Annotated in this window: 21 protein-coding genes; 12 read left to right on the forward strand and 9 right to left on the reverse strand. The window is 71.5% G+C overall.

The window, feature by feature from the left end; genetic code table 11:
* Window positions 1-17 precede the first annotated feature (17 nt).
* The 9 genes from uvrC to O3S82_RS07445 all read left to right on the forward strand — a co-directional run bounded on the left by uvrC (window position 18) and on the right by O3S82_RS07445 (window position 8,612).
* Entirely contained in the window at window positions 18-1,976 is a 1,959-nt protein-coding gene (gene uvrC / locus O3S82_RS07405; RefSeq protein ID WP_179424800.1) for an excinuclease ABC subunit UvrC, read from the forward strand.
* On the forward strand, window positions 1,973-2,836 hold the full coding sequence (rapZ, locus tag O3S82_RS07410) for an RNase adapter RapZ (RefSeq protein ID WP_179424798.1): 864 nt from the start codon (window positions 1,973-1,975) through the stop codon (window positions 2,834-2,836). The genes uvrC and rapZ overlap by 4 nt, the downstream gene beginning before the upstream one ends.
* Window positions 2,833-3,798 (forward strand): gluconeogenesis factor YvcK family protein, encoded by a 966-nt coding sequence (locus tag O3S82_RS07415; protein WP_179424796.1) that lies wholly within the window; start codon window positions 2,833-2,835, stop codon window positions 3,796-3,798. Before rapZ ends, O3S82_RS07415 begins: the two co-directional genes overlap by 4 nt.
* 51 nt (window positions 3,799-3,849) lie before the next feature.
* On the forward strand, window positions 3,850-4,833 hold the full coding sequence (whiA, locus tag O3S82_RS07420) for a DNA-binding protein WhiA (RefSeq protein ID WP_179424794.1): 984 nt from the start codon (window positions 3,850-3,852) through the stop codon (window positions 4,831-4,833).
* Window positions 4,834-4,929: 96 nt separating this feature from the next.
* Window positions 4,930-5,928, forward strand: coding sequence for a type I glyceraldehyde-3-phosphate dehydrogenase (gene gap / locus O3S82_RS07425; protein WP_179424792.1), 999 nt, complete (start codon window positions 4,930-4,932; stop codon window positions 5,926-5,928).
* 8 nt (window positions 5,929-5,936) lie between these two features.
* The gene (locus tag O3S82_RS07430; RefSeq protein ID WP_269306687.1) at window positions 5,937-7,133 is read left to right on the forward strand and encodes a phosphoglycerate kinase; all 1,197 of its coding nucleotides are present in this window, start codon (window positions 5,937-5,939) and stop codon (window positions 7,131-7,133) included.
* 76 nt (window positions 7,134-7,209) lie between these two features.
* Window positions 7,210-8,007 carry a triose-phosphate isomerase gene (tpiA, locus tag O3S82_RS07435; protein WP_179424782.1) on the forward strand — a complete coding sequence of 266 codons (798 nt, stop codon included), beginning with the start codon at window positions 7,210-7,212 and terminating at the stop codon, window positions 8,005-8,007.
* A gap of 15 nt (window positions 8,008-8,022) precedes the next feature.
* On the forward strand, window positions 8,023-8,259 hold the full coding sequence (gene secG / locus O3S82_RS07440) for a preprotein translocase subunit SecG (RefSeq protein WP_179424780.1): 237 nt from the start codon (window positions 8,023-8,025) through the stop codon (window positions 8,257-8,259).
* Entirely contained in the window at window positions 8,256-8,612 is a 357-nt protein-coding gene (locus O3S82_RS07445; protein ID WP_395487673.1) for an RNA polymerase-binding protein RbpA, read from the forward strand. The genes secG and O3S82_RS07445 overlap by 4 nt, the downstream gene beginning before the upstream one ends.
* 165 nt (window positions 8,613-8,777) lie before the next feature.
* Here the strand turns inward: O3S82_RS07445 and pgl are convergent, their stop codons facing one another.
* From pgl to tkt, 6 genes are read right to left on the reverse strand one after another with little or no spacing between them, the layout of a single operon-like run.
* The gene (gene pgl, locus O3S82_RS07450) at window positions 8,778-9,479 is read right to left on the reverse strand and encodes a 6-phosphogluconolactonase (RefSeq protein ID WP_179424776.1); all 702 of its coding nucleotides are present in this window, start codon (window positions 9,477-9,479) and stop codon (window positions 8,778-8,780) included.
* Window positions 9,480-9,483: 4 nt separating this feature from the next.
* Window positions 9,484-10,395 carry a glucose-6-phosphate dehydrogenase assembly protein OpcA gene (locus tag O3S82_RS07455; RefSeq protein WP_179424774.1) on the reverse strand — a complete coding sequence of 304 codons (912 nt, stop codon included), beginning with the start codon at window positions 10,393-10,395 and terminating at the stop codon, window positions 9,484-9,486.
* Window positions 10,395-11,912 (reverse strand): glucose-6-phosphate dehydrogenase, encoded by a 1,518-nt coding sequence (gene zwf / locus O3S82_RS07460; RefSeq protein ID WP_179424772.1) that lies wholly within the window; start codon window positions 11,910-11,912, stop codon window positions 10,395-10,397. Before zwf ends, O3S82_RS07455 begins: the two co-directional genes overlap by 1 nt.
* Window positions 11,909-13,468, reverse strand: coding sequence for a glucose-6-phosphate isomerase (locus O3S82_RS07465; protein ID WP_179424770.1), 1,560 nt, complete (start codon window positions 13,466-13,468; stop codon window positions 11,909-11,911). Before O3S82_RS07465 ends, zwf begins: the two co-directional genes overlap by 4 nt.
* Before the next feature lie 2 nt (window positions 13,469-13,470).
* On the reverse strand, window positions 13,471-14,559 hold the full coding sequence (gene tal / locus O3S82_RS07470; protein ID WP_269306692.1) for a transaldolase: 1,089 nt from the start codon (window positions 14,557-14,559) through the stop codon (window positions 13,471-13,473).
* Window positions 14,560-14,583: 24 nt separating this feature from the next.
* Window positions 14,584-16,767 carry a transketolase gene (gene tkt / locus O3S82_RS07475; RefSeq protein WP_179424766.1) on the reverse strand — a complete coding sequence of 728 codons (2,184 nt, stop codon included), beginning with the start codon at window positions 16,765-16,767 and terminating at the stop codon, window positions 14,584-14,586.
* Window positions 16,768-16,849: 82 nt separating this feature from the next.
* Between tkt and O3S82_RS07480 the strand changes: the two genes are divergently transcribed.
* The 3 genes from O3S82_RS07480 to O3S82_RS07490 are packed head-to-tail and all read left to right on the forward strand — an operon-like array spanning window position 16,850 to window position 18,714.
* Complete coding sequence (locus O3S82_RS07480) at window positions 16,850-17,785, forward strand: heme o synthase (protein ID WP_179424764.1); 936 nt, start codon at window positions 16,850-16,852, stop codon at window positions 17,783-17,785.
* A 27-nt stretch (window positions 17,786-17,812) separates the two neighbouring features.
* Window positions 17,813-18,178 carry a hypothetical protein gene (locus O3S82_RS07485; protein WP_179424762.1) on the forward strand — a complete coding sequence of 122 codons (366 nt, stop codon included), beginning with the start codon at window positions 17,813-17,815 and terminating at the stop codon, window positions 18,176-18,178.
* On the forward strand, window positions 18,175-18,714 hold the full coding sequence (locus tag O3S82_RS07490; RefSeq protein WP_179424760.1) for a GNAT family N-acetyltransferase: 540 nt from the start codon (window positions 18,175-18,177) through the stop codon (window positions 18,712-18,714). The genes O3S82_RS07485 and O3S82_RS07490 overlap by 4 nt, the downstream gene beginning before the upstream one ends.
* Here the strand turns inward: O3S82_RS07490 and O3S82_RS07495 are convergent.
* From O3S82_RS07495 to O3S82_RS07505, 3 genes are read right to left on the reverse strand one after another with little or no spacing between them, the layout of a single operon-like run.
* Complete coding sequence (locus tag O3S82_RS07495) at window positions 18,608-19,480, reverse strand: COX15/CtaA family protein (RefSeq protein WP_179424758.1); 873 nt, start codon at window positions 19,478-19,480, stop codon at window positions 18,608-18,610. The two genes, O3S82_RS07490 and O3S82_RS07495, sit on opposite strands and share 107 nt — an antisense overlap.
* Window positions 19,471-20,241, reverse strand: a complete 771-nt coding sequence (locus O3S82_RS07500; protein ID WP_269306695.1) for an ABC transporter permease — start codon at window positions 20,239-20,241, stop codon at window positions 19,471-19,473. The genes O3S82_RS07495 and O3S82_RS07500 overlap by 10 nt, the downstream gene beginning before the upstream one ends.
* Window positions 20,238-21,182, reverse strand: a complete 945-nt coding sequence (locus O3S82_RS07505; protein ID WP_269306697.1) for an ABC transporter ATP-binding protein — start codon at window positions 21,180-21,182, stop codon at window positions 20,238-20,240. Before O3S82_RS07505 ends, O3S82_RS07500 begins: the two co-directional genes overlap by 4 nt.
* Window position 21,183: the final 1 nt, after the last annotated feature.

Raw genomic sequence — 21,183 nt, forward strand, 5'->3', positions numbered from 1 at the left:
GGGGGAGGGCCCGAGTCATGGCTGACCCGTCCACCTACCGTCCGCGGCCCGGTGAGATCCCCACCGACCCGGGGGTCTACCGGTTCCGCGACGAGCAGGGCCGCGTCATCTACGTCGGCAAGGCCAAGAGCCTGCGGCCGCGGCTGAGCTCGTACTTCCAGGACCTCGGGAACCTCCACCCGCGCACGCACCAGATGGTCACCACGGCCGCCTCGGTCGACTGGACGGTCGTCAACACCGAGGTCGAGGCGCTCGCGCTCGAGTACTCCTGGATCAAGGAGTTCGACCCGCGGTTCAACGTCAAGTACCGCGACGACAAGTCCTACCCGTGGCTCGCGGTCACGGTGGGCGAGGAGATCCCGCGCGTCCTGGTGATGCGCGGCGCCCAGAAGAAGGGCGTGCGGTACTTCGGCCCGTACGGCCACGCGTGGGCGATCCGCGACACCGTCGACACGCTGCTGCGCGTGTTCCCCATGCGCTCGTGCAGCGCCGGCGTCTTCAAGCGCGCCAAGGCCGCCGGGCGTCCGTGCCTGCTCGGCGACATCGGCAAGTGCTCGGCGCCCTGCGTCGGTCGCGTCTCGCCCGACGAGCACCGCGACATCGTCAACGACTTCCTGTCGTTCATGGGCGGCCAGACCGCCGGGTTCGAGCGCGGCATCGAGCAGCGCATGCGCGACGCCGCGGCCGATCAGGAGTACGAGCTCGCCGCCAAGTACCGCGACGACCTCATGGCGATGCGGCGCGTCCTGGAGAAGCAGTCGGTCGTGCTGCGCGACGGCACCGACGCCGACGTCCTCGGCTTCGTCGACGATCCGCTCGAGGTCGCCGTCCAGATCTTCAACGTCCGCGGGGGCCGCATCCGCGGACAGCGCGGCTGGGTGGCCGACAAGGGCGACGACGCCGGCCTGCCCGAGCTCGTGCAGAACGCCCTCATGACCCTCTACGCCGATGTCACGCCGTCGGCGATCCCGCGCGAGGTGCTCGTGCCCGAGCTGCCGGCCGACCACGACGCCGTCGCCGAGCTGCTCACCGAGCGACGCGGGGCGAAGGTCACGGTGCGAGTCCCGCAACGCGGCGACAAGCGCGCCCTGCTCGAGACGGTCGAGCAGAACGCCAAGCAGGCCATCGCCCGCCACAAGCTCAAGCGCTCCGGCGACCTCACCACCCGCAGCCGCGCCCTGGAGGAGATCCAGCTGGCGCTCGACCTGCCCACGCCGCCGCTGCGGATCGAGTGCTTCGACGTCTCGAACCTGCAGGGCACCGAGATCGTCGCGTCGATGGTCGTCTTCGAGGACGGCCTGCCGCGCAAGTCCGAGTACCGCCGGTTCACCGTGCGTCACGAGGGCCAGAGCGACGTCGCCGCCATGCACGAGGTCATCACCCGCCGGTTCGCCCACCACCTGCGCGCGGTCGAGCGCCAGGGCGAGGACGCCGAGCCGGGGATCGACCCCGAGACCGGCAAGCCGCGCCGGTTCGCCTACGCCCCGTCGCTGGTCGTGGTCGACGGTGGACCGCCGCAGGTCGCGGCGGCCCAGCAGGCCATGGACGCCCTCGGCATCACCGGCGTGGCGCTGTGCGGCCTGGCGAAGCGCCTCGAGGAGGTCTGGCTGCCCGACGACGAGGACCCCGTGATCCTGCCGCGCACCAGCGAGGGCCTCTACCTGCTCCAGCGCGTGCGCGACGAGGCGCACCGGTTCGCGATCACGCACCACCGCCAGCGCCGCAGCAAGTCGATGGTCGAGAGCCTGCTCGATCCCGTCCCCGGACTCGGCGAGACCCGCCGCCGCGCGCTCATGAAGCACTTCGGCTCGGTGAAGAAGCTGCGCGCCGCGACCGCGGAGGAGATCACCATCGTCCCCGGGATCGGCCCGGCTACGGCAGAATCCATCGTGGCGGCACTCCACGAGGGGGAGTCGCCGGCCCCGGCCGTCAACATGGCCACCGGCGAGATCCTGGAGGACGAGACCCGACCATGACCAAGCTCACCGAGTTCGTCCTCGTCACCGGGATGACCGGCGCCGGCCGCAGCACCGCGGCGAAGGCGCTCGAGAAGCTCGGCTACTACGTGGTCGACAACCTGCCCCCGGGCATGCTCAACGACCTCGTCAGCTCGGTCGACGCGGCCGAGGACATCGACCGGCTCGCCGTCGTCGTCGACTCGCGCTCCCGCACGTTCTTCTTCGGCCTCGTCGACGCGATCGAGTCCGTCCACGACCTCGGTGTCCGCGTGCGCACGCTCTACCTCGAGGCCGCCGACGAGGTGCTCGTCCGCCGCCAGGAGGCGGCGCGCCGGCCCCACCCGCTGAGCCGCCAGGGCCGCCTCATGGACGGCCTCGTCCGCGAGCGCGAGCTGCTGCGCACGATCCGCGGCCGTGCCGACCTCGTCATCGACACCAGCCGGCTCAACGTGCACCAGCTGGCCCACCGGGTCCGCCAGGCCTTCGAGGTGGAGGACGAGCGCGGCCTGCACGTCACGATCGTGTCGTTCGGCTTCAAGTACGGCATCCCGATCGACGCCGACATGGTCGCCGACATGCGCTTCCTGCCCAACCCGTTCTGGGTCGACGACCTGCGTCCCCTCAGCGGCCAGGACGAGCCCGTGCGCGAGTACGTCTACAAGCAGGAGCGGTCGCAGGAGTTCCTCGACCGCTACGTCGAGCTGCTCTCGATGATCACCAACGGCTTCCTGCAGGAGGACAAGCTCTTCCTCACGGTCGGCATCGGCTGCACCGGCGGCCGCCACCGCAGCGTCGCGATGGCCGAGGCCCTCTCGGAGCGACTTCGCACCCGCGACGTCCGGACGCTCGTCGTCCACCGCGACCTGGGACGCGAGTGACCACCGAGCGGGCCGGGGGGCCCGCCGTGGTCGCGCTCGGGGGAGGGCACGGCCTGGCGGCCACGCTGTCGGCGCTGCGGCACGTCACCAGTCGGCTCACCGGCATCGTCACGGTCGCCGACAACGGCGGCTCGTCGGGGCGCCTGCGCACCGAGTTCGGCATCCTTCCGCCCGGCGACCTGCGCATGGCGCTGGCGGCCCTGTGCGGCGACGACGACTGGGGCCGGGCGTGGGCCGAGATCCTGCAGCACCGGTTCGGCGGAGCGGGCCCGCTCGCCGGCCACCCCGTCGGCAACCTGCTGCTCGCGGCGCTGTGGGACATGGAGCGCGACCAGGTCGCCGGCCTCGATCTCGTGGCCGAGCTCCTCGGCGCGCGCGGCCGCGTGTTGCCGATGGCCAACGTCCCGCTCGACATCGAGGCCGACGTCGACTTCGGCCCGCCCGCCCGGATCGAGGTCGTGCGCGGCCAGGCCGAGGTCGCCACGACGCCCGGACGCATCCAGGCCGTCCGACTGGAGCCCGGCGACCCGCCGGCGTGCCCGCAGGCCGTCGCGGCGCTCGAGGCCGCCGACTGGGTCACGATCGGGCCCGGCTCCTGGTTCACCAGCGTCATGCCCACCCTCCTCGTGCCTCAGCTGCGCCAGGCGCTGCTGCGCACGCCCGCGAAGCGCGCCCTCGTGCTCAACCTCGTGGCGCAGCCGGGGGAGACCGAGCACCTGACGCCCGAGGAGCACCTCGAGGTGCTCGCGGCGCACGCGCCCGACCTGCGCCTCGACGTCGTCGTGGCCGACACCCGCGCCGCGCGCGACGTGGACGCCCTCACGCGGGCCGCCGCGCAACTGGGCGCGCGCCTCGTCACGGCCGACGTCCGCTCCACCGAGCAGGCCGACCAGCACGATCCGGCCGCGCTGGCCGAGGTCTTTGCCACCACGTTCGCCCCCGCGTCACCAGCCCGGGCATAGAGTGGCCCGAGCGGGCTACTCGGGACCGCTGGACTGGAGGCTGATGACGTAATGGCGATGACGGCTCAGGTGAAGGCGGAAGTGGCCCGCATCCCCGTGACGAAGGCGTGCTGCCGCAAGGCCGAGGTCTCGACGACGCTGCGCTTCTCCGGGGGCCTGCACATCGTCTCGGGCCGGATCGTGATCGAGGCCGAGCTCGACACCGCCGCCGCCGCGCGTCGCCTGCGTCAGGAGATCGCCGAGGTCTACGGCCACGAGAGCGAGATCATCGTCCAGCAGGGCGCCGGGGTCCGGAAGACCACGCTCTACGTCGTGCGCATCGCGCGCGGAGGCGAGCTGCTCGCCCGCCAGACCGGCCTCGTCGACGGTGGCGGCCGCCCCGTCCGCGGCCTCCCGCCGCAAGTCGTCTCGGGTCCCTCGTGCGACGCCGTCGCCGCGTGGCGCGGCGCGTTCCTGGCCCGCGGCTCCCTCACCGAGCCGGGTCGATCGTCCGCGCTCGAGATCGGCTGCCCCGGCCCCGAGGCCGCCCTCGCAATGGTGGGCGCCGCCCGGCGCGTCGGCGTCTCGGCCAAGGCCCGCGAGGTCCGCGGTGGCGACCGTGTCGTCATCCGCGACGGCGAGGCCATCGGCGCGCTCCTCACCCGACTGGGCGCCCACGAGACGCTGCTGGCGTGGGAGGAGCGTCGGATGCGCCGCGAGGTGCGCGCCACCGCCAACCGTCTCGCCAACTTCGACGACGCCAACCAGCGCCGCTCGGCCCGCGCGGCCGTCGCCGCCGGCGCTCGCGCCCAGCGCGCGCTCGACATCCTGGCGGAGGAGGTGCCCGACCACCTGCGCCTCGCCGGCGAGCTGCGGGTGCAGCACCGCGAGGCCAGTCTGGAGGAGCTCGGCCAGCTGCACGAGCCGCCGCTGACCAAGGACGCGATCGCGGGCCGGATCCGCCGCCTGCTGGCGATGGCCGACAAGCGGGCGCACGACCTCGGGATCGACGACACCGAGGCGGGACTCAACCCCGATCAGTACGCCGACGGTTGAGATCTCGCGAGCGGCGACGCCCGGTGCGATGTGACGGGCGCTCTCGGTAGGGTGAGGACGTAACGAGACTTCCACCCGGCAACCCAGGAGCAACCCGTGACTGTTCGCGTAGGCATCAACGGATTCGGCCGCATCGGCCGTAACTTCTTCCGCGCGGTTCGTGCCGCCGGCACCGACGTCGAGATCGTCGCCGTCAACGACCTCACCGACAACAAGACGCTGGCCACCCTGCTCAAGTACGACTCGATCCTGGGTCGCCTCGACGCCGACGTGAACTTCGACGACACGGCGATCTACGTGGGCGACCAGAAGATCGTCGCCTTCGAGGACCGCGATCCCGCGAACCTCGACTGGGCCTCGGTCGGCGCCGACATCGTCGTCGAGTCCACGGGCTTCTTCACCGATGCGACGGCGGCCAAGGCGCACATCGACGGTGGCGCGAAGAAGGTCATCATCTCGGCCCCGGCCAAGAACGAGGACATCACGATCGTCATGGGCGTCAACGACGACCTGTACGACCCGAGCGCCCACACGATCATCTCGAACGCCTCCTGCACCACGAACTGCCTCGCGCCGATGGCCAAGGCCCTCAACGACGGCATCGGCATCGAGCGTGGCCTCATGACCACGATCCACGCCTACACGCAGGACCAGAACCTGCAGGACGCCCCGCACAAGGACCTGCGTCGCGCCCGCGCCGCCGCCCTCAACATCGTCCCGACCTCCACGGGCGCCGCGAAGGCCGTCAGCCTCGTGCTGCCCGAGCTGAAGGGCAAGCTCGACGGCTACGCGCTGCGCGTCCCCACCCCCACCGGCTCGGCCACCGACCTGACGTTCACGGCCAGCCGTGAGACCTCGGTCGAGGAGATCAACGAGATCGTCCGCAAGGCCGCCGAGGGCTCGACGTACCTCAAGTACAACGAGGACCCGATCGTCTCCACCGACATCGTCACCGACCCGCACTCGTGCATCTTCGACGCGCCGCTGACCAAGGTCACCGGTGACCTCGTGAAGGTCGTCGGCTGGTACGACAACGAGTGGGGCTACTCCAACCGCCTCGTCGACCTGACGTCGCTCGTCGGCTCCTCGCTCTGAGGTCCTCCGTGAAGACGATCGACGACCTGGGCGATCTGAAGGGCAAGCGCGTCCTGGTCCGCAGTGACCTGAACGTGCCGCTCGACGGTGCCACCATCACCGACGACGGCCGCGTGCGCGCGAGCGTCCCGACGATCCAGCGGCTGCTCGACCAGGGAGCGCGCGTCCTCGTGGCCGCGCACCTGGGCCGGCCGAAGGGCGAGCCCGATCCGCAGTACTCCCTGGCGCCCGTCGCGGCGCGCCTGAGCGAGCTGCTCGGCCAGACCGTGCGCTTCGCGTCCGACACCGTCGGCGTCGACGCGCAGCGCACCGCCCAGGAGCTCAAGAACGGCGAGGTCGCCCTGCTGGAGAACGTCCGGTTCAACGCCGGCGAGACCAGCAAGGACGACGCCGAGCGCGGCGAGTTCGCCGACCAGCTCGCGTCGCTCGCCGACGTCTTCGTCTCGGACGGCTTCGGCGTCGTCCACCGCAAGCAGGCCAGTGTGTACGACGTCGCCGAGCGGCTGCCGTCGGCCGTCGGCGGCCTCGTGCAGGCCGAGGTCGAGGTGCTCCAGCGCCTCACCGAATCGCCCGAGCGGCCGTACGCGGTCGTGCTCGGCGGCTCGAAGGTCTCGGACAAGCTGGGGGTCATCGACCACCTGCTGACCAAGGCCGACACGCTCATCATCGGCGGCGGCATGGTCTTCACGTTCCTCGCGGCCCAGGGCCACGGGGTCGGCTCCTCCCTGCTCGAGCAGGACCAGATCGAGGTGGCGAAGGGCTACCTCGAGCGGGCGCAGGAGCTGGGCGTGTCGATCGTGCTGCCCACCGACGTCGTCGTGGCGCCGGAGTTCAAGGCCGACGCCCCGGCCACCACCGTCACGGTGGACGCGATCCCCGACGACCAGATGGGCCTGGACATCGGCCCCGAGTCGGCCGAGGCGTTCGCCGAGGTCGTGCGCGGTGCGAGGACGGTGTTCTGGAACGGCCCCATGGGCGTGTTCGAGATGGCGGCGTTCGCGGCCGGCACCCGCACGGTGGCGCAGGCGCTCACCGAGGTCGACGGCCTGTCGGTCGTCGGCGGCGGCGACTCGGCCGCGGCCGTGCGCCAGCTCGGCTTCAGCGACGACCAGTTCGGTCACATCTCGACCGGCGGCGGCGCGAGCCTGGAGTACCTGGAGGGCAAGACCCTGCCGGGCCTGGCGGTACTGGAGGAGAACGCATGAGCGAGCGCCAGCGAGCGAACATGAGGACACGAATGACGGCACTGCCACACTGCACTTCTCCCAAGGCGGTGGCGTCATGAGCCGTACGCCCCTGATGGCGGGCAACTGGAAGTCCAACCTGAACCACCAGGAGGCGGTGGTCCTGGTCCAGAAGCTGGCGTGGACCCTGTCGGACAAGAAGCACGACCACGCCAAGAGCGAGGTCGTCGTGATCCCGCCGTTCACCGACCTGCGCAGCGTGCAGACGCTGATCGACGGCGACAAGCTGCCGATCGGCTACGGCGCCCAGGACGTCTCGGCGCACGACGGCGGCGCGTACACGGGCGAGATCTCGGCGGCCATGCTGGCCAAGCTGGGCTGCTCGTACGTCGTCGTCGGCCACTCCGAGCGTCGTGAGTACCACGGTGAGTCGGACGAGCTCGTGAACGCGAAGGCCGCCAAGACGCTCGCGGCGGGCATGACGCCCATCGTGTGCGTCGGCGAGGGCCTCGAGGTCCGTCAGGCCGGCGAGCACGTGGCGTACACGCTGGCCCAGGTCGACGGCTCGCTGGCCGGCTTCACGGCCGAGCAGGTCGCCGGTCTCGTCATCGCGTACGAGCCGGTCTGGGCCATCGGCACGGGCGAGGTCGCCACTCCCGAGGACGCCCAGGAGGTCTGCTCGGCCATCCGTGGACGACTCGCGGAGACCTGGGGTACCGAGGCGGCCCAGCAGACACGTATCCTTTACGGCGGATCGGTCAAGGCGGCGAATGTGGCCGCGATCATGGCGAAGCCCGATGTCGACGGAGCGTTGGTCGGCGGGGCGAGTCTGGTCGCGGAGGAGTTCGCCGGGATCGCCCGGTTCTACGACATGCCAGACCTCCAGGGGTCCTGACCGAAAGGGAGCGACGTGGTCATCGCGTTCTCCGTGCTGCTCGCCCTGAGCAGCCTGCTCATGATCGTCCTCGTGCTGATGCACAAGGGCCGAGGCGGCGGTCTCTCCGACATGTTCGGCGGCGGCGTCTCGAGCTCGCTCAGCGGGTCGTCGGTCGCCGAGCGCAACCTCGACCGGATCACCATCGGCGTCGCCGTCGTGTGGGTCGTGTGCGTCTTCGCGCTCGGCCTGCTGCTGAAGGTCAGCAACTGATGGCCGCCGGAGCGATTCGCGGCAGCCGCATCGGCGCCGGCCCCATGGGCGAGGCCGAGCGTGGCGAGGCCGCACCGCGCCAGGCCGTCTCGTACTTCTGCACGAACGACCACGCGGTCACGCTGAACTTCGCCATCGAGGCCGAGGTGCCGGTGGAGTGGGACTGCCCGAAGTGCGGCATGCCCGCCAGCATGGACTCGGACAACCGGCCCGACGCGCCGAAGACCGAGCCCTACAAGACGCACCTGGCCTACGTGAAGGAGCGCCGCTCCGAGACCGAGGCCGCCGACATCCTCAAGGAAGCCCTCGACACCCTGCGCAGCAAGCGCAAGACCGGCGAGATCATCTTCTGAGCACCATCTGAGAAGGCCCGTCACCCTGCGGTGACGGGCCTTCGTCATGCCGGGCCGCCGGAAGAGGCGGTGAGCTGTCAACCTCAACGGAGCCCCATGCGGTTGACGGCCAACCGGGGAGCGCGGGGAAGGGTTGAGGACTCACCGCGCCCTCAGCGTCCCGGCTCAGCGCGGCAGCTTCGAGGCCGCGGCGGTGTCGAGGAACCACAGGGTCTCCTCGAGGCCGCGGGCGCCGGCGGCGGGCGCCTCGTCGATCGGGGTGCCGCTCATCGCCCTCGCGACGGCCTCGGCCTTGTCGGCGCCCGACACGACGAACCAGGTCGCCCGCGTGTGGTTGAGCGCCGGGTAGGTCAGCGTGATGCGCTGCGGCGGCGGCTTGGGGGAGTCGAGGACCTCGACGGCGCGACGCTCGGTCTCGTGCACCTGGGGGTGGCCGGGGAAGAGCGAGGCGATGTGGGCGTCCGGCCCGACGCCGAGCAGCACGACGTCGAACGGGTCCTCGGGCAGCGTCTTCGCGTAGGCGTCGGCGGCGTCGGCCATCGACAGGTCGCAGCCGTGCGCGGGCATGGCGTGCACGTGGTCGGCCGGGACGCCGAGGCGGTCGAGGAAGCCCTCGCGCGCCTGGCGGTCGTTGCGGTCCTCGTGGCCCTCGGGGACGAAGCGCTCGTCGCCCCACCAGTACTCGGCGCGGGTCCAGTCGGCGTTCTCGCCGGACAATCGGCCGTAGATCCTCCCGGCGATGGTGCCGCCAGTGAGCACGATCCGCGGCGGCCGGCCGGCGGCGGTGACCGACTGCACGCGGGCGGCCAGCTGGCGTGACACCGCGAGGGCGAGGTCGTTCGCGCTGTCGAAGATCTGGATCGTCATCGGCTCATCGGTCCTTTCCGGTGACCAGGTGCTGCAGGGTCTCGCCGTAGATCTCGTCGGCGTCGAGGCGGCGCAGGTCCTCGGCGAGCAGCTCGGGGATCGTGCGGCGTCGGATCGGCACGATGCGCGGCGACGATCCCGGCACGCTGAACTCGCAGGCCATCTCGTCGGTGCGCCGGATGTCGATGTCGCCCACGTCGGTGAAGAGCGTGACGCGCTGGATCTGCGAGCCGGAGTCGTCGTCGACGAACTCGATCGGCACTCCGAGGCGGCACTCGAGCCAGGCCTGCAGGAGCACGGCGACGGGGTTGATGTCGTCGGCCAGGATGCGGCCACCGGTGGCCGACCCCGAGGTCTGGTCGAGCGCGGCGGCCAGCAGGGCGCGCCACAGGGTGAGACGGGTCCACGCGAGGTCGGTGTCGCCCGGGTCGTAGCCGGGCGCGAGCTTGTGAAGCCACTGCACCGGCGCCGGCGTGCGCTCGGAGTCGGTGAGCCGGCGTCGAGCCAGGCGGCCGATCGGATCGAGCGACGGCTCCAGCGGGCCCACGCCGGGCCACCAGACGACCACGGGGGAGTCGGGCAGCAGCAGGGGGAGCACGGCGGACTCCGCGTGCTTCACGAGCGGGCCGGACATGCGCAGGAGCACGGACTCGCCCGGGGACCCGGCGCCGACGCGCACGCGAGCGTTGAGGCGCGGCTTGCCCCGCCCGTCGCCCAGGATCACGCCCAGGACGCGGGAGGGGTGCTCGTGCTGCAGCACGTTCGCGGCCTTCATCGCCTCGGCGACGTTCTCGTCGTCGGTGACGATGAGGAACGTGAGCACCATGTCCATCGCGGGACTGCCCGCGAGCGAGCGTCCCTTGGTCAGGGCCTTGGCCACCGACGCGGCGTTGGTGTCCTCGAGGGTCAGGTCCATCAGGGTCGCCTCCAGACGCGGCCGTCGCGAGCCAGCATGTCGACCGCGGACTGCGGGCCCCACGTGCCGGCCTGGTAGGTGTCGATCGTGCGCTTGCGCGACCAATGCTCGATCACCGGATCGAGGATCTTCCAGGACAGCTCGACCTCCCGGTGCTGCGGGAACAGCGGCGGGTCGCCGAGCAGCACGTCGAGGATGAGCCGCTCGTACGCCTCGGGGCTGCTCTCGACGAACGAGCCGCCGTAGACGAAGTCCATGTTGACGTCGCGGATCTCCATCGTGGTGCCGGGCACCTTGGCCCCGAACCGCATCGTGACGCCCTCGTCGGGCTGGATGCGCATCACGAGGGCGTTGTGCCCGAGCTCGGTCACGTCGTTGCTCTCGAAGGGCAGGTGCGGCGCCTTCTTGAACACGACCGCGACCTCGGTGACCCGCCGGCCCAGTCGCTTCCCGGTGCGCAGGTAGAACGGGACGCCGGCCCAGCGGCGCGTCTCGATGTCGAGGCGCAGCGCGGCATAGGTCTCGGTGAGGGACTTCGGATCGGTGCCCTCCTCCTCGAGGTACCCGACGACGGGCTGACCGCCCGCCCAGCCCTCGACGTACTGCGCGTGCGCCGAGTGCTTGTCGAGGTCGGCGGGAAGCCGCAGGCTGCGCAGGACCTTCTGCTTCTCGACCCGCAGGCTGGAGGCGTCGAACGCGACGGGCTCCTCCATCGCCACGAGGGCCAGCAGCTGGAGCAGGTGGTTCTGGATGACGTCGCGGGCGGCGCCGATGCCGTCGTAGTAGCCCGCGCGCGAGCCGATGCCGATGTCCTCGGCCATCGTGATCTGCACGTGGTCGACGTACTGGGCGTTCCAGACGGGCTCGAACATCTGGTTCGCGAACCGCAGCGCGAGGATGTTCTGCACCGTCTCCTTGCCCAGGTAGTGGTCGATGCGGAAGACCGACTCGGACTCGAAGACGTTGCCGATGAGCTGGTTGAGCTCCTTGGCGGACTCGAGGTCGTGCCCGAAGGGCTTCTCGATGACCACGCGGCGCCAGCCCGTGCCGGGCTTGGCCAGTCCGTGCTCGTCGATCTTGGACACGACGGTGGGGAACAGGCCCGGCGGGATCGACAGGTAGAAGGCGTGGTTGCCGCCCGTGCCCTGGCGCTCGTCGAGCTTCGTGAGGGTCTTGGCCAGCTCCTCCCACGCGTCGTCGTCGTCGAACTGCCCCGGGACGAACTTGATGCCGGCGGCCAGCTGCTTCCAGACGGTCTCGCTCCACTCGGTGCGGGCGCCGGCCTTGGCGGCCTTCTTCAGCAGCGCGGCGAACGTGCCGTCGCCCCAGTCGCGACGGGCGAAGCCGACGAGGCCGAAGCCCGGCGGCAGCAGGCCGCGGTTGGCCAGGTCGTAGATCGCGGGGATCAGCTTCTTGCGCGCGAGGTCGCCCGTGACGCCGAACATCACGACGGTGCAGGGTCCGGCGATCCGGGGAAGGCGGCGGTCGCGCGGGTCGCGCAGTGGGTTGGGGCTCATGCCAGGGCGTCCTTGATCGCGGCGAGTCCGGCCTCGAGGTCGTGCAGGTGCAGGCGCAGCACGGGCCGGCCCTTGTCGCGCAGCACCTGGGCGTCGCCCGCGGCCTGCGACTCGATGAACTGGCCGAGGGTGAAGTCGCGTCCGGGCACCGGCAGGTCCTCGGCCGGGTCGCACGTGACCTGCAGGAAGACGCCGACCGGTGTCCCGCCCTTGTGGTACTGGCCGGTGGAGTGGAGGAAGCGCGGGCCCCAGCCGAACGTCACCGGCCGGGAGAGGCGGGCGGCCAGCCGCGGCGCGAGGGACTCGAGGCCCTGGAGCGCCCAGCGGTCGAGGTACAGCTGCAGGGCGAGGTACTCGCGGTCGCCGACCTGCTGCAGCAGCTCGCCGATCGCGTCGGCCACGCTCGTGGCGGACGAGCCGTAGACGTCGGCGACGTCACCGCGGTGGTCGGGCTCGGGCAGCGAGGCGTCTCCGCCCAGCAGCTCGCGCGCGGCGGCCTTGGCGCTCTCGACGTCGGGCTGGTCGAACGGGTCGATCGAGAGGATCCGCCCGGCGACGGCCGTGGCGACCTCCCAGATGAGGAACTGACCACCCAGCGAGCCCTGCACGGCGGCCGACCACGGCTGGGACGGCAGGTCCTCGGTGCCGAGGTGGACGACGATCTCGTCGGACGTGACGGGGTCGCCGGGGGAGAGGGCGACGACGGGCAGGATGCCGGTCTCGTCCTTGCCGGTCGACTCCGCGACGAGCTGCTCGATCCAGTCGCCGAGCCCCCGGCCGTCGTGGTCGAACAGGACGACCTTGTCGACGCCCTCGCGCGCGGCGACGCCGAGGAGGGCGCCGAGCCGCAGTCCGTCGTTGGAGGCCGCGTCGTCCTCGAGATCGGCGACGACCTGGCCGGCCTGGTCGAGCAGCGCCGCGATGTCGGCGCCGGCCAGACCGCTCGGCACGAGACCGAACGCGGTGAGCGCCGAGTAGCGGCCGCCGACGTGCGGATCGGCCCGGAACACGCGGTAGCCCGCGGCCGTGGCCTGCTCGTCGAGCGGGGAGCCCGGGTCGGTGACCACGACGATGTGGGCGGACGGGTCGAGGCCGGCGTCGGTGAACGCCTGCTCGAAGATCCGGCGCTGGCTGTCGGTCTCGACCGTGCCGCCGGACTTGCTCGACACCACCACGACGGTCGACTCGAGGTCGTGGATCGCCGACCGCACCATGTCGGGCTGGGAGGAGTCGAGCACGTCGAGCTCGACGCCCTCGGCCGCGCAGATGACCTCGGGGGCCAGCGACGACCCGCCCATGCCGCACAGGACCACACGGCTCACGCCGCGCCCGCGCAGCTCGTCGCGCAGGGCGACGATGTCGGGGACGAGCGCGCGCGAGGACTCGTGCAGGGTCACCCACGACAGGCGGATCGCCGCCTCCGACTCCGCCTCGGGACCCCACAGGGTGGGGTCCTCGGCGAAGAGCCGTGACGCGAACCGCTCCGCGACGAGAGCCTCGACGGCACTCTCGACCGACTCGTGCTGGGGTGTCTGGATGCGGAGCCGGTTCGTCATCGTCAGTCCTTGTGGAGCTCGGCCTTGACGGTCTCGAGGAGCTCGGCCCACGAGTCGTCGAACTTCTGGAGTCCTTCGTCCTCGAGCTTCTCGACCACCTCGTCGTACGAGATGCCCTGGGCCTCGAGGTCGTCGATCACCTGCTGGGCCTCGGCCGCGCGTCCGGTGACCGTGTCGCCGCGAACCTCACCGTGGTCGGCGAAGGCCTCGAGCGTCTTCTCGGGCATCGTGTTGACGGTGCCGTCGACGACGAGCTCGGTGACGTACATCGTGTCGGGGTAGGCCGGGTCCTTGACACCCGTGGAGGCCCACAGCGGGCGCTGCGGGTGGGCGCCCTTCGCGAGCAGCTCCTTCGCGCGGTCGGAGCCGAAGACCTCCTGGTACGCCGCGTAGGCGAGCCAGGCGTTCGCCAGGGCGGCCTTGCCGCGCAGCGGGCTGTCCTCGGGGAGGCGCCCGTCGACCTCGGCGTCGACGCGGCTGACGAAGAAGGAGGCCACCGAGTGGATCTTCGACAGGTCGCGACCCTCTGCCGCGGCCTGCTCCAGTCCGTAGAGGTAGGCGTCCATCACGCCGCGGTAGCGCTCGAGCGAGAAGATCAGCGTCACGTTCACGCTGATGCCCTTCGCGATCGCGGCCGCGATGGCCGGCAGGCCCTCGCGCGTGGCCGGGATCTTGATGAGCAGGTTCTCGCGGTCGATCTCGCTCCAGAGCCGCTCGGCCATCTCGACGGTGCCGTCGGTGTCGCGGGCCAGGCCCGGCTCGACCTCGATCGAGACGCGGCCGTCGAAGCCGCCGGTGGCGTCGTGGACGGGCTTGAGCACGTCGCAGGCGTCACGGACGTCGGTCGTGGTGAGCGCGAAGACCGTGGCGTCGATGTCCGCGCCGGAGGCCTTGAGCTCGGCGACCTGCTTCTCGTAGCGCTCGCCCTTGGCCAGCGCCGAGGCGAAGATCGTCGGGTTCGTCGTGACGCCGACGACGCTGCGCTCCTTGACCAGGTCGGCGAGGTTGCCGGTCTCGATCCGCTCGCGGGAGAGGTCGTCGAGCCAGATCGACACCCCCGCGTCGCTGAGTGCCTTCAGTCGTTCGGTCATGTCGATCACTCCTGTGATGGTGTGTCAGTGGGTCGTGTCGGGGAGCACCGGTCCGGTCGGTCGCGCGAAGACCGGGACGCCCCCCTCGTGCTGTGCGGCCTGGATGGACTCCTGCGCGGCCGCCACCGTGGTGGCCGCGGTGATCCCGAACCGCTCGTAGAGCTCGCTGTAGTTCGCCGAGGCTCCGAAGTGCTCGAGCGAGACGATCCGCCCCGCGTCGCCGACGATGTCGCGCCAGCCGAACGCGACGCCGGCCTCGACCACGACACGCGCCCGCACGTGCGGCGGGATGACGCTGTCGCGGTACTCCTGGTCCTGCTCCTCGAACCACTCGCGGCACGGCATGGAGACGACGCGCGCCCCGATGCCCTGCTCGGCCAGCGTGCTGCGCGCGGCGACGGCCAGCTGCACCTCCGAGCCGGTCGCGACGATGATCACGTCCGGCGTGGCGTGGTGCAGGTCGGCGGGGGAGTCCAGCAGGACGTACGCGCCCTTGGCCACGTCGGAGGCCGGGGCGTACTCGCCGTCGCGCGGGAACACCGGCAGGTTCTGGCGGCTCAGCGCCAGGGCGGCCGGGCGGTGGTGGCGGTGCAGGATCGTCTTCCACGCCGCCACGGTCTCGTTGGCGTCCGCGGGACGGACGACGTCGAGGCCGGGAATCGTGCGCAGCGCGGCGAGGTGCTCGACCGGCTGGTGCGTGGGGCCGTCCTCGCCGAGACCGATCGAGTCGTGCGTCCACACGTAGGTGACGGGCAGCTCCTGGAGCGCGGCCAGGCGGACTGCCGGGCGCATGTAGTCGCTGAAGACCAGGAACGTGCCGCCGTACGGCCGCGTGGGGCCGTGCAGCGCGATGCCGTTCATGATCGATCCCATCGCGTGCTCGCGGATGCCGAAGTGCAGCACGCGGCCGTACCAGTCGCCGCTGAACTTCTTCGTCGAGTTCTGCGGCGGCAGGAAGGACGGCTGGTCCTTCGGGGTCGTGTTGTTGGAGCCGGCGAGGTCGGCCGAGCCGCCCCACAGCTCGGGCAGGTGCGGGGCCGCGGCGGACAGGAAGTCGCCCGAGGCGACGCGGGTGGCGACGCCCTTCTCGTTCGGCTCGTAGACCGGCAGGTCGGCGTCCCAGCCCTCGGGCAGCTCGCGCGACTGGAGACGGTCGAGCAGGGCCTTGCGCTCGCCGTTGGCGGTGACCCACAGGTCGAAGCGCGTCTGCCACTCCTCGCGGGCCTCGGCGCCGCGCTGGATCGCGCCGCGGGTGTGCTCGATGACCGCGTCGTCGACGGCGAAGTCGACCTCGGGGTCGAAGCCGAGCAGCTCCTTGGTGGCCTTGATCTCGTCGGCGCCCAGGGCCGAGCCGTGGGCTGCGCCCGTGTTCTGCGCGTTCGGCGCGGGCCAGGCGATGATCGTGCGCAGCACGATGAGGCTCGGGCGGTCGCTGACGGACTTGGCCGCGGCGAACGCGTCGGCGAGGGCGTGGACGTCCTCGCGGTACTCGCCTCCGCCGTGGGTCCAGTCGACCGTCTGCACGTGCCAGCCGTAGGCCTCGTAGCGCAGCGCGACGTCCTCGGTGAACGCGACGTCGGTGTCGTCCTCGATCGAGATCTTGTTGTCGTCGTACAGCACCGTCAGGTTGCCCAGCTGCTGCAGGCCGGCGAGCGAGGACGCCTCGCCCGACACGCCCTCCTGGAGGTCGCCGTCGGAGCAGATCGCGTAGATGTCGTGGTCGAACGGGCTCTCGCCCTGGCCCGCGAACGGGTCGAGGAGGCCGCGCTCGCGGCGGGCCGCCATGGCCATGCCGACGGCGTTGGCGACGCCCTGGCCGAGGGGACCGGTGGTGACCTCGACGCCCGGCGTGTGGCCGTACTCGGGGTGACCCGGGGTCTGGCTGCCCCACGTGCGGAGCGCCTTCAGGTCGTCGAGCGACATCGGGTAGCCGGCGAGGTAGAGCTGGATGTACTGGGTGAGGCTCGAGTGGCCGCACGAGAGCACGAACCGGTCGCGGCCGATCCACTGCGGATCTGCGGGGTCGTGCCGCATCAGCTTCTGGTAGATCAGGTAGGCCGCGGGCGCCAGGCTCATCGCGGTGCCGGGGTGGCCGTGACCGGCCTTCTGGACGGCGTCCGCCGCCAGCAGTCGCGCCGTGTTCACGGCGCGGTCGTCCACGTCCGACCAGTCGATCGTCGGTTCAGTGGCATGGGGGGTGTGGGTCACCGCGGCACTCCTGGGTCGTCACGAGGTTGGTCGAGCGAGGTCTGCGTCTCGAGCCTATCCGTCGGGCATTAGACTGTGCCACGTGACCGTCCTTCCGCATGCCTCCGACGAGCACACCCGTATCGATCGGCCCAGCCGCCGTGATGTGGTGCTCGCCTACGTGGCTCTCACCAAGCCTCGCATCATCGAACTGCTCCTGCTGACGACGGTTCCGGTGATGTTCCTGGCGCAGAAGGGCGTCCCCGACCTGTGGCTCGTCGTGGCCACCCTGATCGGCGGCTCCCTGTCGGCCGGATCGGCCAACGCGCTGAACTGCGTGGTCGACGCCGACATCGACCAGAAGATGCGCCGCACGTCGCGCCGGCCGCTGCCGCGCCACCAGGTCGGCACCCAGGACGCGCTGCGATTCGGCCTCGTCCTGGGCGTGCTGTCCACGCTCTGGCTCGGCCTCACGGTCAACTGGCTGTCGTCGGCGCTCGCGCTGGCCGCCAACGTCTTCTACGTCGTGGGCTACACGATGATCCTCAAGCGACGCACCACGCAGAACATCGTGTGGGGTGGCGCCGCCGGCTGCTTCCCGCCGCTCATCGGCTGGACCGCGGTCACCAACGAGCTGGCGTGGACCCCGGTCCTGCTGTTCCTCGTCGTCTTCTTCTGGACGCCGCCGCACTTCTGGGCGCTCGCCATGCGCTACCGCGAGGACTACGCCGCCGCCGAGGTCCCGATGCTGCCGTCGGTGACCACCTCGGCCGAGGTCGGTCGCCAGATCGTCCGCTACACGTGGGCCACCGTGCTGACCTCGGTGCTCGTGTGGCCGGTCGCCGACACGGGCTGGTTCTACCCGTCGATCGCGATCCTGCTGGGCATCGTCTTCCTGCTGGAGGCGTACGACCTGCGCTCCCGTGCCCGCGAGACCGAGGAGCTCTCGGTCATCAAGCCGATGCGGCTGTTCCACTTCTCGAACGCGTACCTGGCGCTGCTGTTCGTCGCCGCCGCGATCGATCCGTTCATCGGCTGAGCGACCCACGCGCCGTAGGCTCGGCACATGCGCGCCTTCCTCGCCTGGATCCTTCCCGCCGCCGCCACGTTCGCCGCGTGGTGGGTCTTCCTCGGGACGGACGAGGACGACCAGTACACGGTGCTGCAGGTCGCGGGTCTCGTCGTCGTCCTGGTCGCCATCGGCGTCGCCTGCGGCTGGCTGGCCCGTCGCACCGAGCTGCTGGGCGTGATCGTCTCCGCGGTCGTCGGTGTGGCCGCCGCGTGCTGGACCAGCTGGTCCGACGACGACAGCGGCATGTTCGCCGTCGGCTGGATCATGGTGGTCTTCGGGACGATCGTGGGCGCGGTCGTCGTCGTCACGGTCACGGCCGCCGCTCGCCAGCGGCGTGAGGGCCGTCGCCCCGCGCCGTGAGCGCCCGGATCGAGGTCGTCGAGCCCGACGACTGGGAGCGGTGGCGTGCCGTTCGCCTGCGTGCCCTCACCGAGGACGCTGCGGCCTTCGCCTGCAGCGCCCACGCCTGGCTCGAGGGCGGCGACACCGAGCAGCGGTGGCGTGAGCGGATCGCCGCGCCGGGCCGCCTCTACCTGGCCGCCGAGAAGGACCACGACGTCGCCATGATCGGGCTGGCGCCCGGCGACGAGCCCGAGCTGATCTCGATGTGGGTGGCGCCCGAGGCGCGCCGCGGCGGGGTCGGGCGAGCGCTCGTCGAGACGGTCGTCGCCGAGGCCGGAGGACGGCCACTGCGGCTGCGGGTCATGGCGGACAATGCCGCCGCGATCGCGTTCTACGAGGGCTGCGGGTTCGCGCTGACGGGTGCTCCGCCGGACGCCGAGGGCACCCTCACGATGCGACGGGACGTGCCACGATCCACCAGCGCGTGGCCAGCGCCAGCAGCACGGCCGCACCCACGAGGTGGGCCGCCACGAGCAGGATCGGCAGATCAGTGAAGTACTGCACGTAGCCGATCAGGCCCTGCGCGAGTCCGGCCCCGAGCACGAGCAGGCCGACCTTGCGCGCCTGGCCACGCAGCAGCACGATCGCGACGACCGTGAGGATGATGAACGTCCACACGCTCAGCGCGTGCACGCGGCTCCACCACACGGGGTCGAGGTCGTTGCGCGGTGCATCGGCGTCGCCGGCGTGCGGGCCGCTTCCCGTGACGATCGTGCCGAGGTAGATCGCCACGAGCAGCACCCCGTAGGCGATCCGCACGACCCAGGCGGCGCGCGGCGAGGCGGTGCCCTCGTCGGGACGCAGGCTCACCAGGAAGACCGTGGCCGCCACGACCAGCGCCATGGACAGGATCAGGTGCAGCGAGACGACCCACGGGTTGAGGTCGGTGAGCACGGTGATGCCACCGATGACGCCCTGGAACGGGATGCCGAGGGCGATGCCGAGCACCAGGCGCAGCTGCGTCCGCGTCGCGTCGGCCCAGCGCCACGTGGCGATCACGGTGCCGATCGCGATGACGATCAGCACGTAGGTCAGCGTGCGGTTGCCGAACTCGATGACGCCGTGCCAGCCGAGCGCGCCGTGCGGGACGAAGGACTCGTCGGTGCACCGCGGCCACGTGGGGCAGCCCAGGCCGGAGCCGGTGAGGCGGACGGCACCGCCCGTGAGGATGATCAGCGTGTTGGCGACGAGGTTGGCCCAGGCCCACTTCTCGACCGTCGCGCGCGACACGGTGCGCCGCGAGACAGCGCTCACTCCCATCGGAACCACCTTCCGGCGGCGGCCGCGGCCACGACGGACCACACGGCGAGCACCACCACAGCGAACGTACCGGGCGATCCGGTCATGAAGGCCTCCCGCAGACCCTCGCCGAGCGCCGCCGAGGGCAGCACGGAGAGGAGGTCGCGGACGGCCTCGGGGTACTGGGCCAGCGGCAGCAGGAGGCCGCCGCCGACGAGCAGCAGGACGTAGACGAGGTTGGCCAGCGCGAGCGTGGCCTCCGCCCGTAGCGTGCCGGCCAGCAGCAGACCCAGCCCGCCGAACGCGATCGTGCCGAGCAGACCCAGCACGAGCAGCCACAGCGTGCCCGCGACGGGTGCCTCGGGCCGCCAGCCGAGCGCGACCGCGAGGCCGCCGAGCACGGCGAACTGGGCGACCTGCAGGATCGCCACGGCGCCGACCTTGCCCGCGAGCAGTCCGCCGCGCGACAGGGGAGTGGCGCCGAGGCGCTTGAGCACGCCGTAGCGGCGCTCGAACGCCGTCGCGATCGCCAGGGACGTGAACGAGGTCGAGACGATCGCCAGAGCAAGCACGCCCGGGGCGAGCACGTCGAGCGGATCGTCGCCGTCGAAGAAGCGGTCGGAGCGCGAGCCCACCACGAGCAGCAGGACCGGGATCACGAACGTGACCACCATCTGCTCGCCGTTGCGCACCGTCAGCCGGAACTCCATCGCGGTCTGGGCCCACACGCGGCGGAGGCGCGACGCGGCGCCGGGCGCGGGGGAGAGGTCGAGGGCGGTCATCGCAGCTCCCGGCCGGTCAGCTCGAGGAACCGGTCCTCGAGGGTCTGGTGCTCGACGAGGACGGACTCGACCAGCACGTCGTGCGCCGCGCACCACCCGGTGATGCGGTGCAGGACGCCCGGGTCGACCTCGGTCGAGAGGACGTACTGGCCGGGCTCGGTCTCGACGACGACGGCGCCCTCGGGCAGCTCCTTGACGAGCGAGTCGGTGTCGAGGCCCGCGCGGGTGCGCAGCCGGATCGTGTTCTGGGCGCCGGCGGCGACGAGCTCGTCGGGCGTGCCCGAGGCGATCACCCGGCCGGCGTCGATGATGTGGACGTGGTCGGAGAGCTCCTGCGCCTCGTCCATGTAGTGCGTCGTGAGCACGGTGGTCACGCCGTGGCGACGCAGCTCGTCGACGAGGTCCCACGTGGCGCGGCGCGACTGCGGGTCGAGACCGGCGGTGGGCTCGTCGAGGAAGACCAGCTCGGGCCGGCCGACGATCGCCATGGCGAGCGAGAGCCGCTGCTTCTGGCCGCCCGACAGACGCCGGTAGGACGTGCGGGCGAACGACGCCATCCCGAGGCGCTCCACGAGGGCGTCGACCGGCATCGGGTTCGCGTAGAGCGACGCCATGTGGTGCAGCATCTCGCCGGCTCGGACGCCCAGCCAGGCCCCGCCGGACTGCAGCATGACGCCCACGCGAGGGCGCAGCTCGGCCGCCTGCGCGACGGGATCGAGGCCCAGGACGCGCACCTGCCCGGACTGCGGACGGCGGAAGCCCTCGCACGTCTCGATGGTGGTGGTCTTGCCCGCACCGTTGGGTCCCAAGATCGAGGTGACGGTGCCCGTCTCGACCCTCAGGCTCAGGCCGTCGACGGCGCGCACCTCGGCGTCGCCGCGCCCGTACCGCATGGCGAGGTCGCGAACCTCCACGGCGGGAGTCATCGTCGTCGAGGGCACC

This window comes from Aeromicrobium sp. HA, from assembly GCF_027171405.1.
In the GTDB taxonomy this organism is placed as follows: domain Bacteria; phylum Actinomycetota; class Actinomycetes; order Propionibacteriales; family Nocardioidaceae; genus Aeromicrobium; species Aeromicrobium tamlense.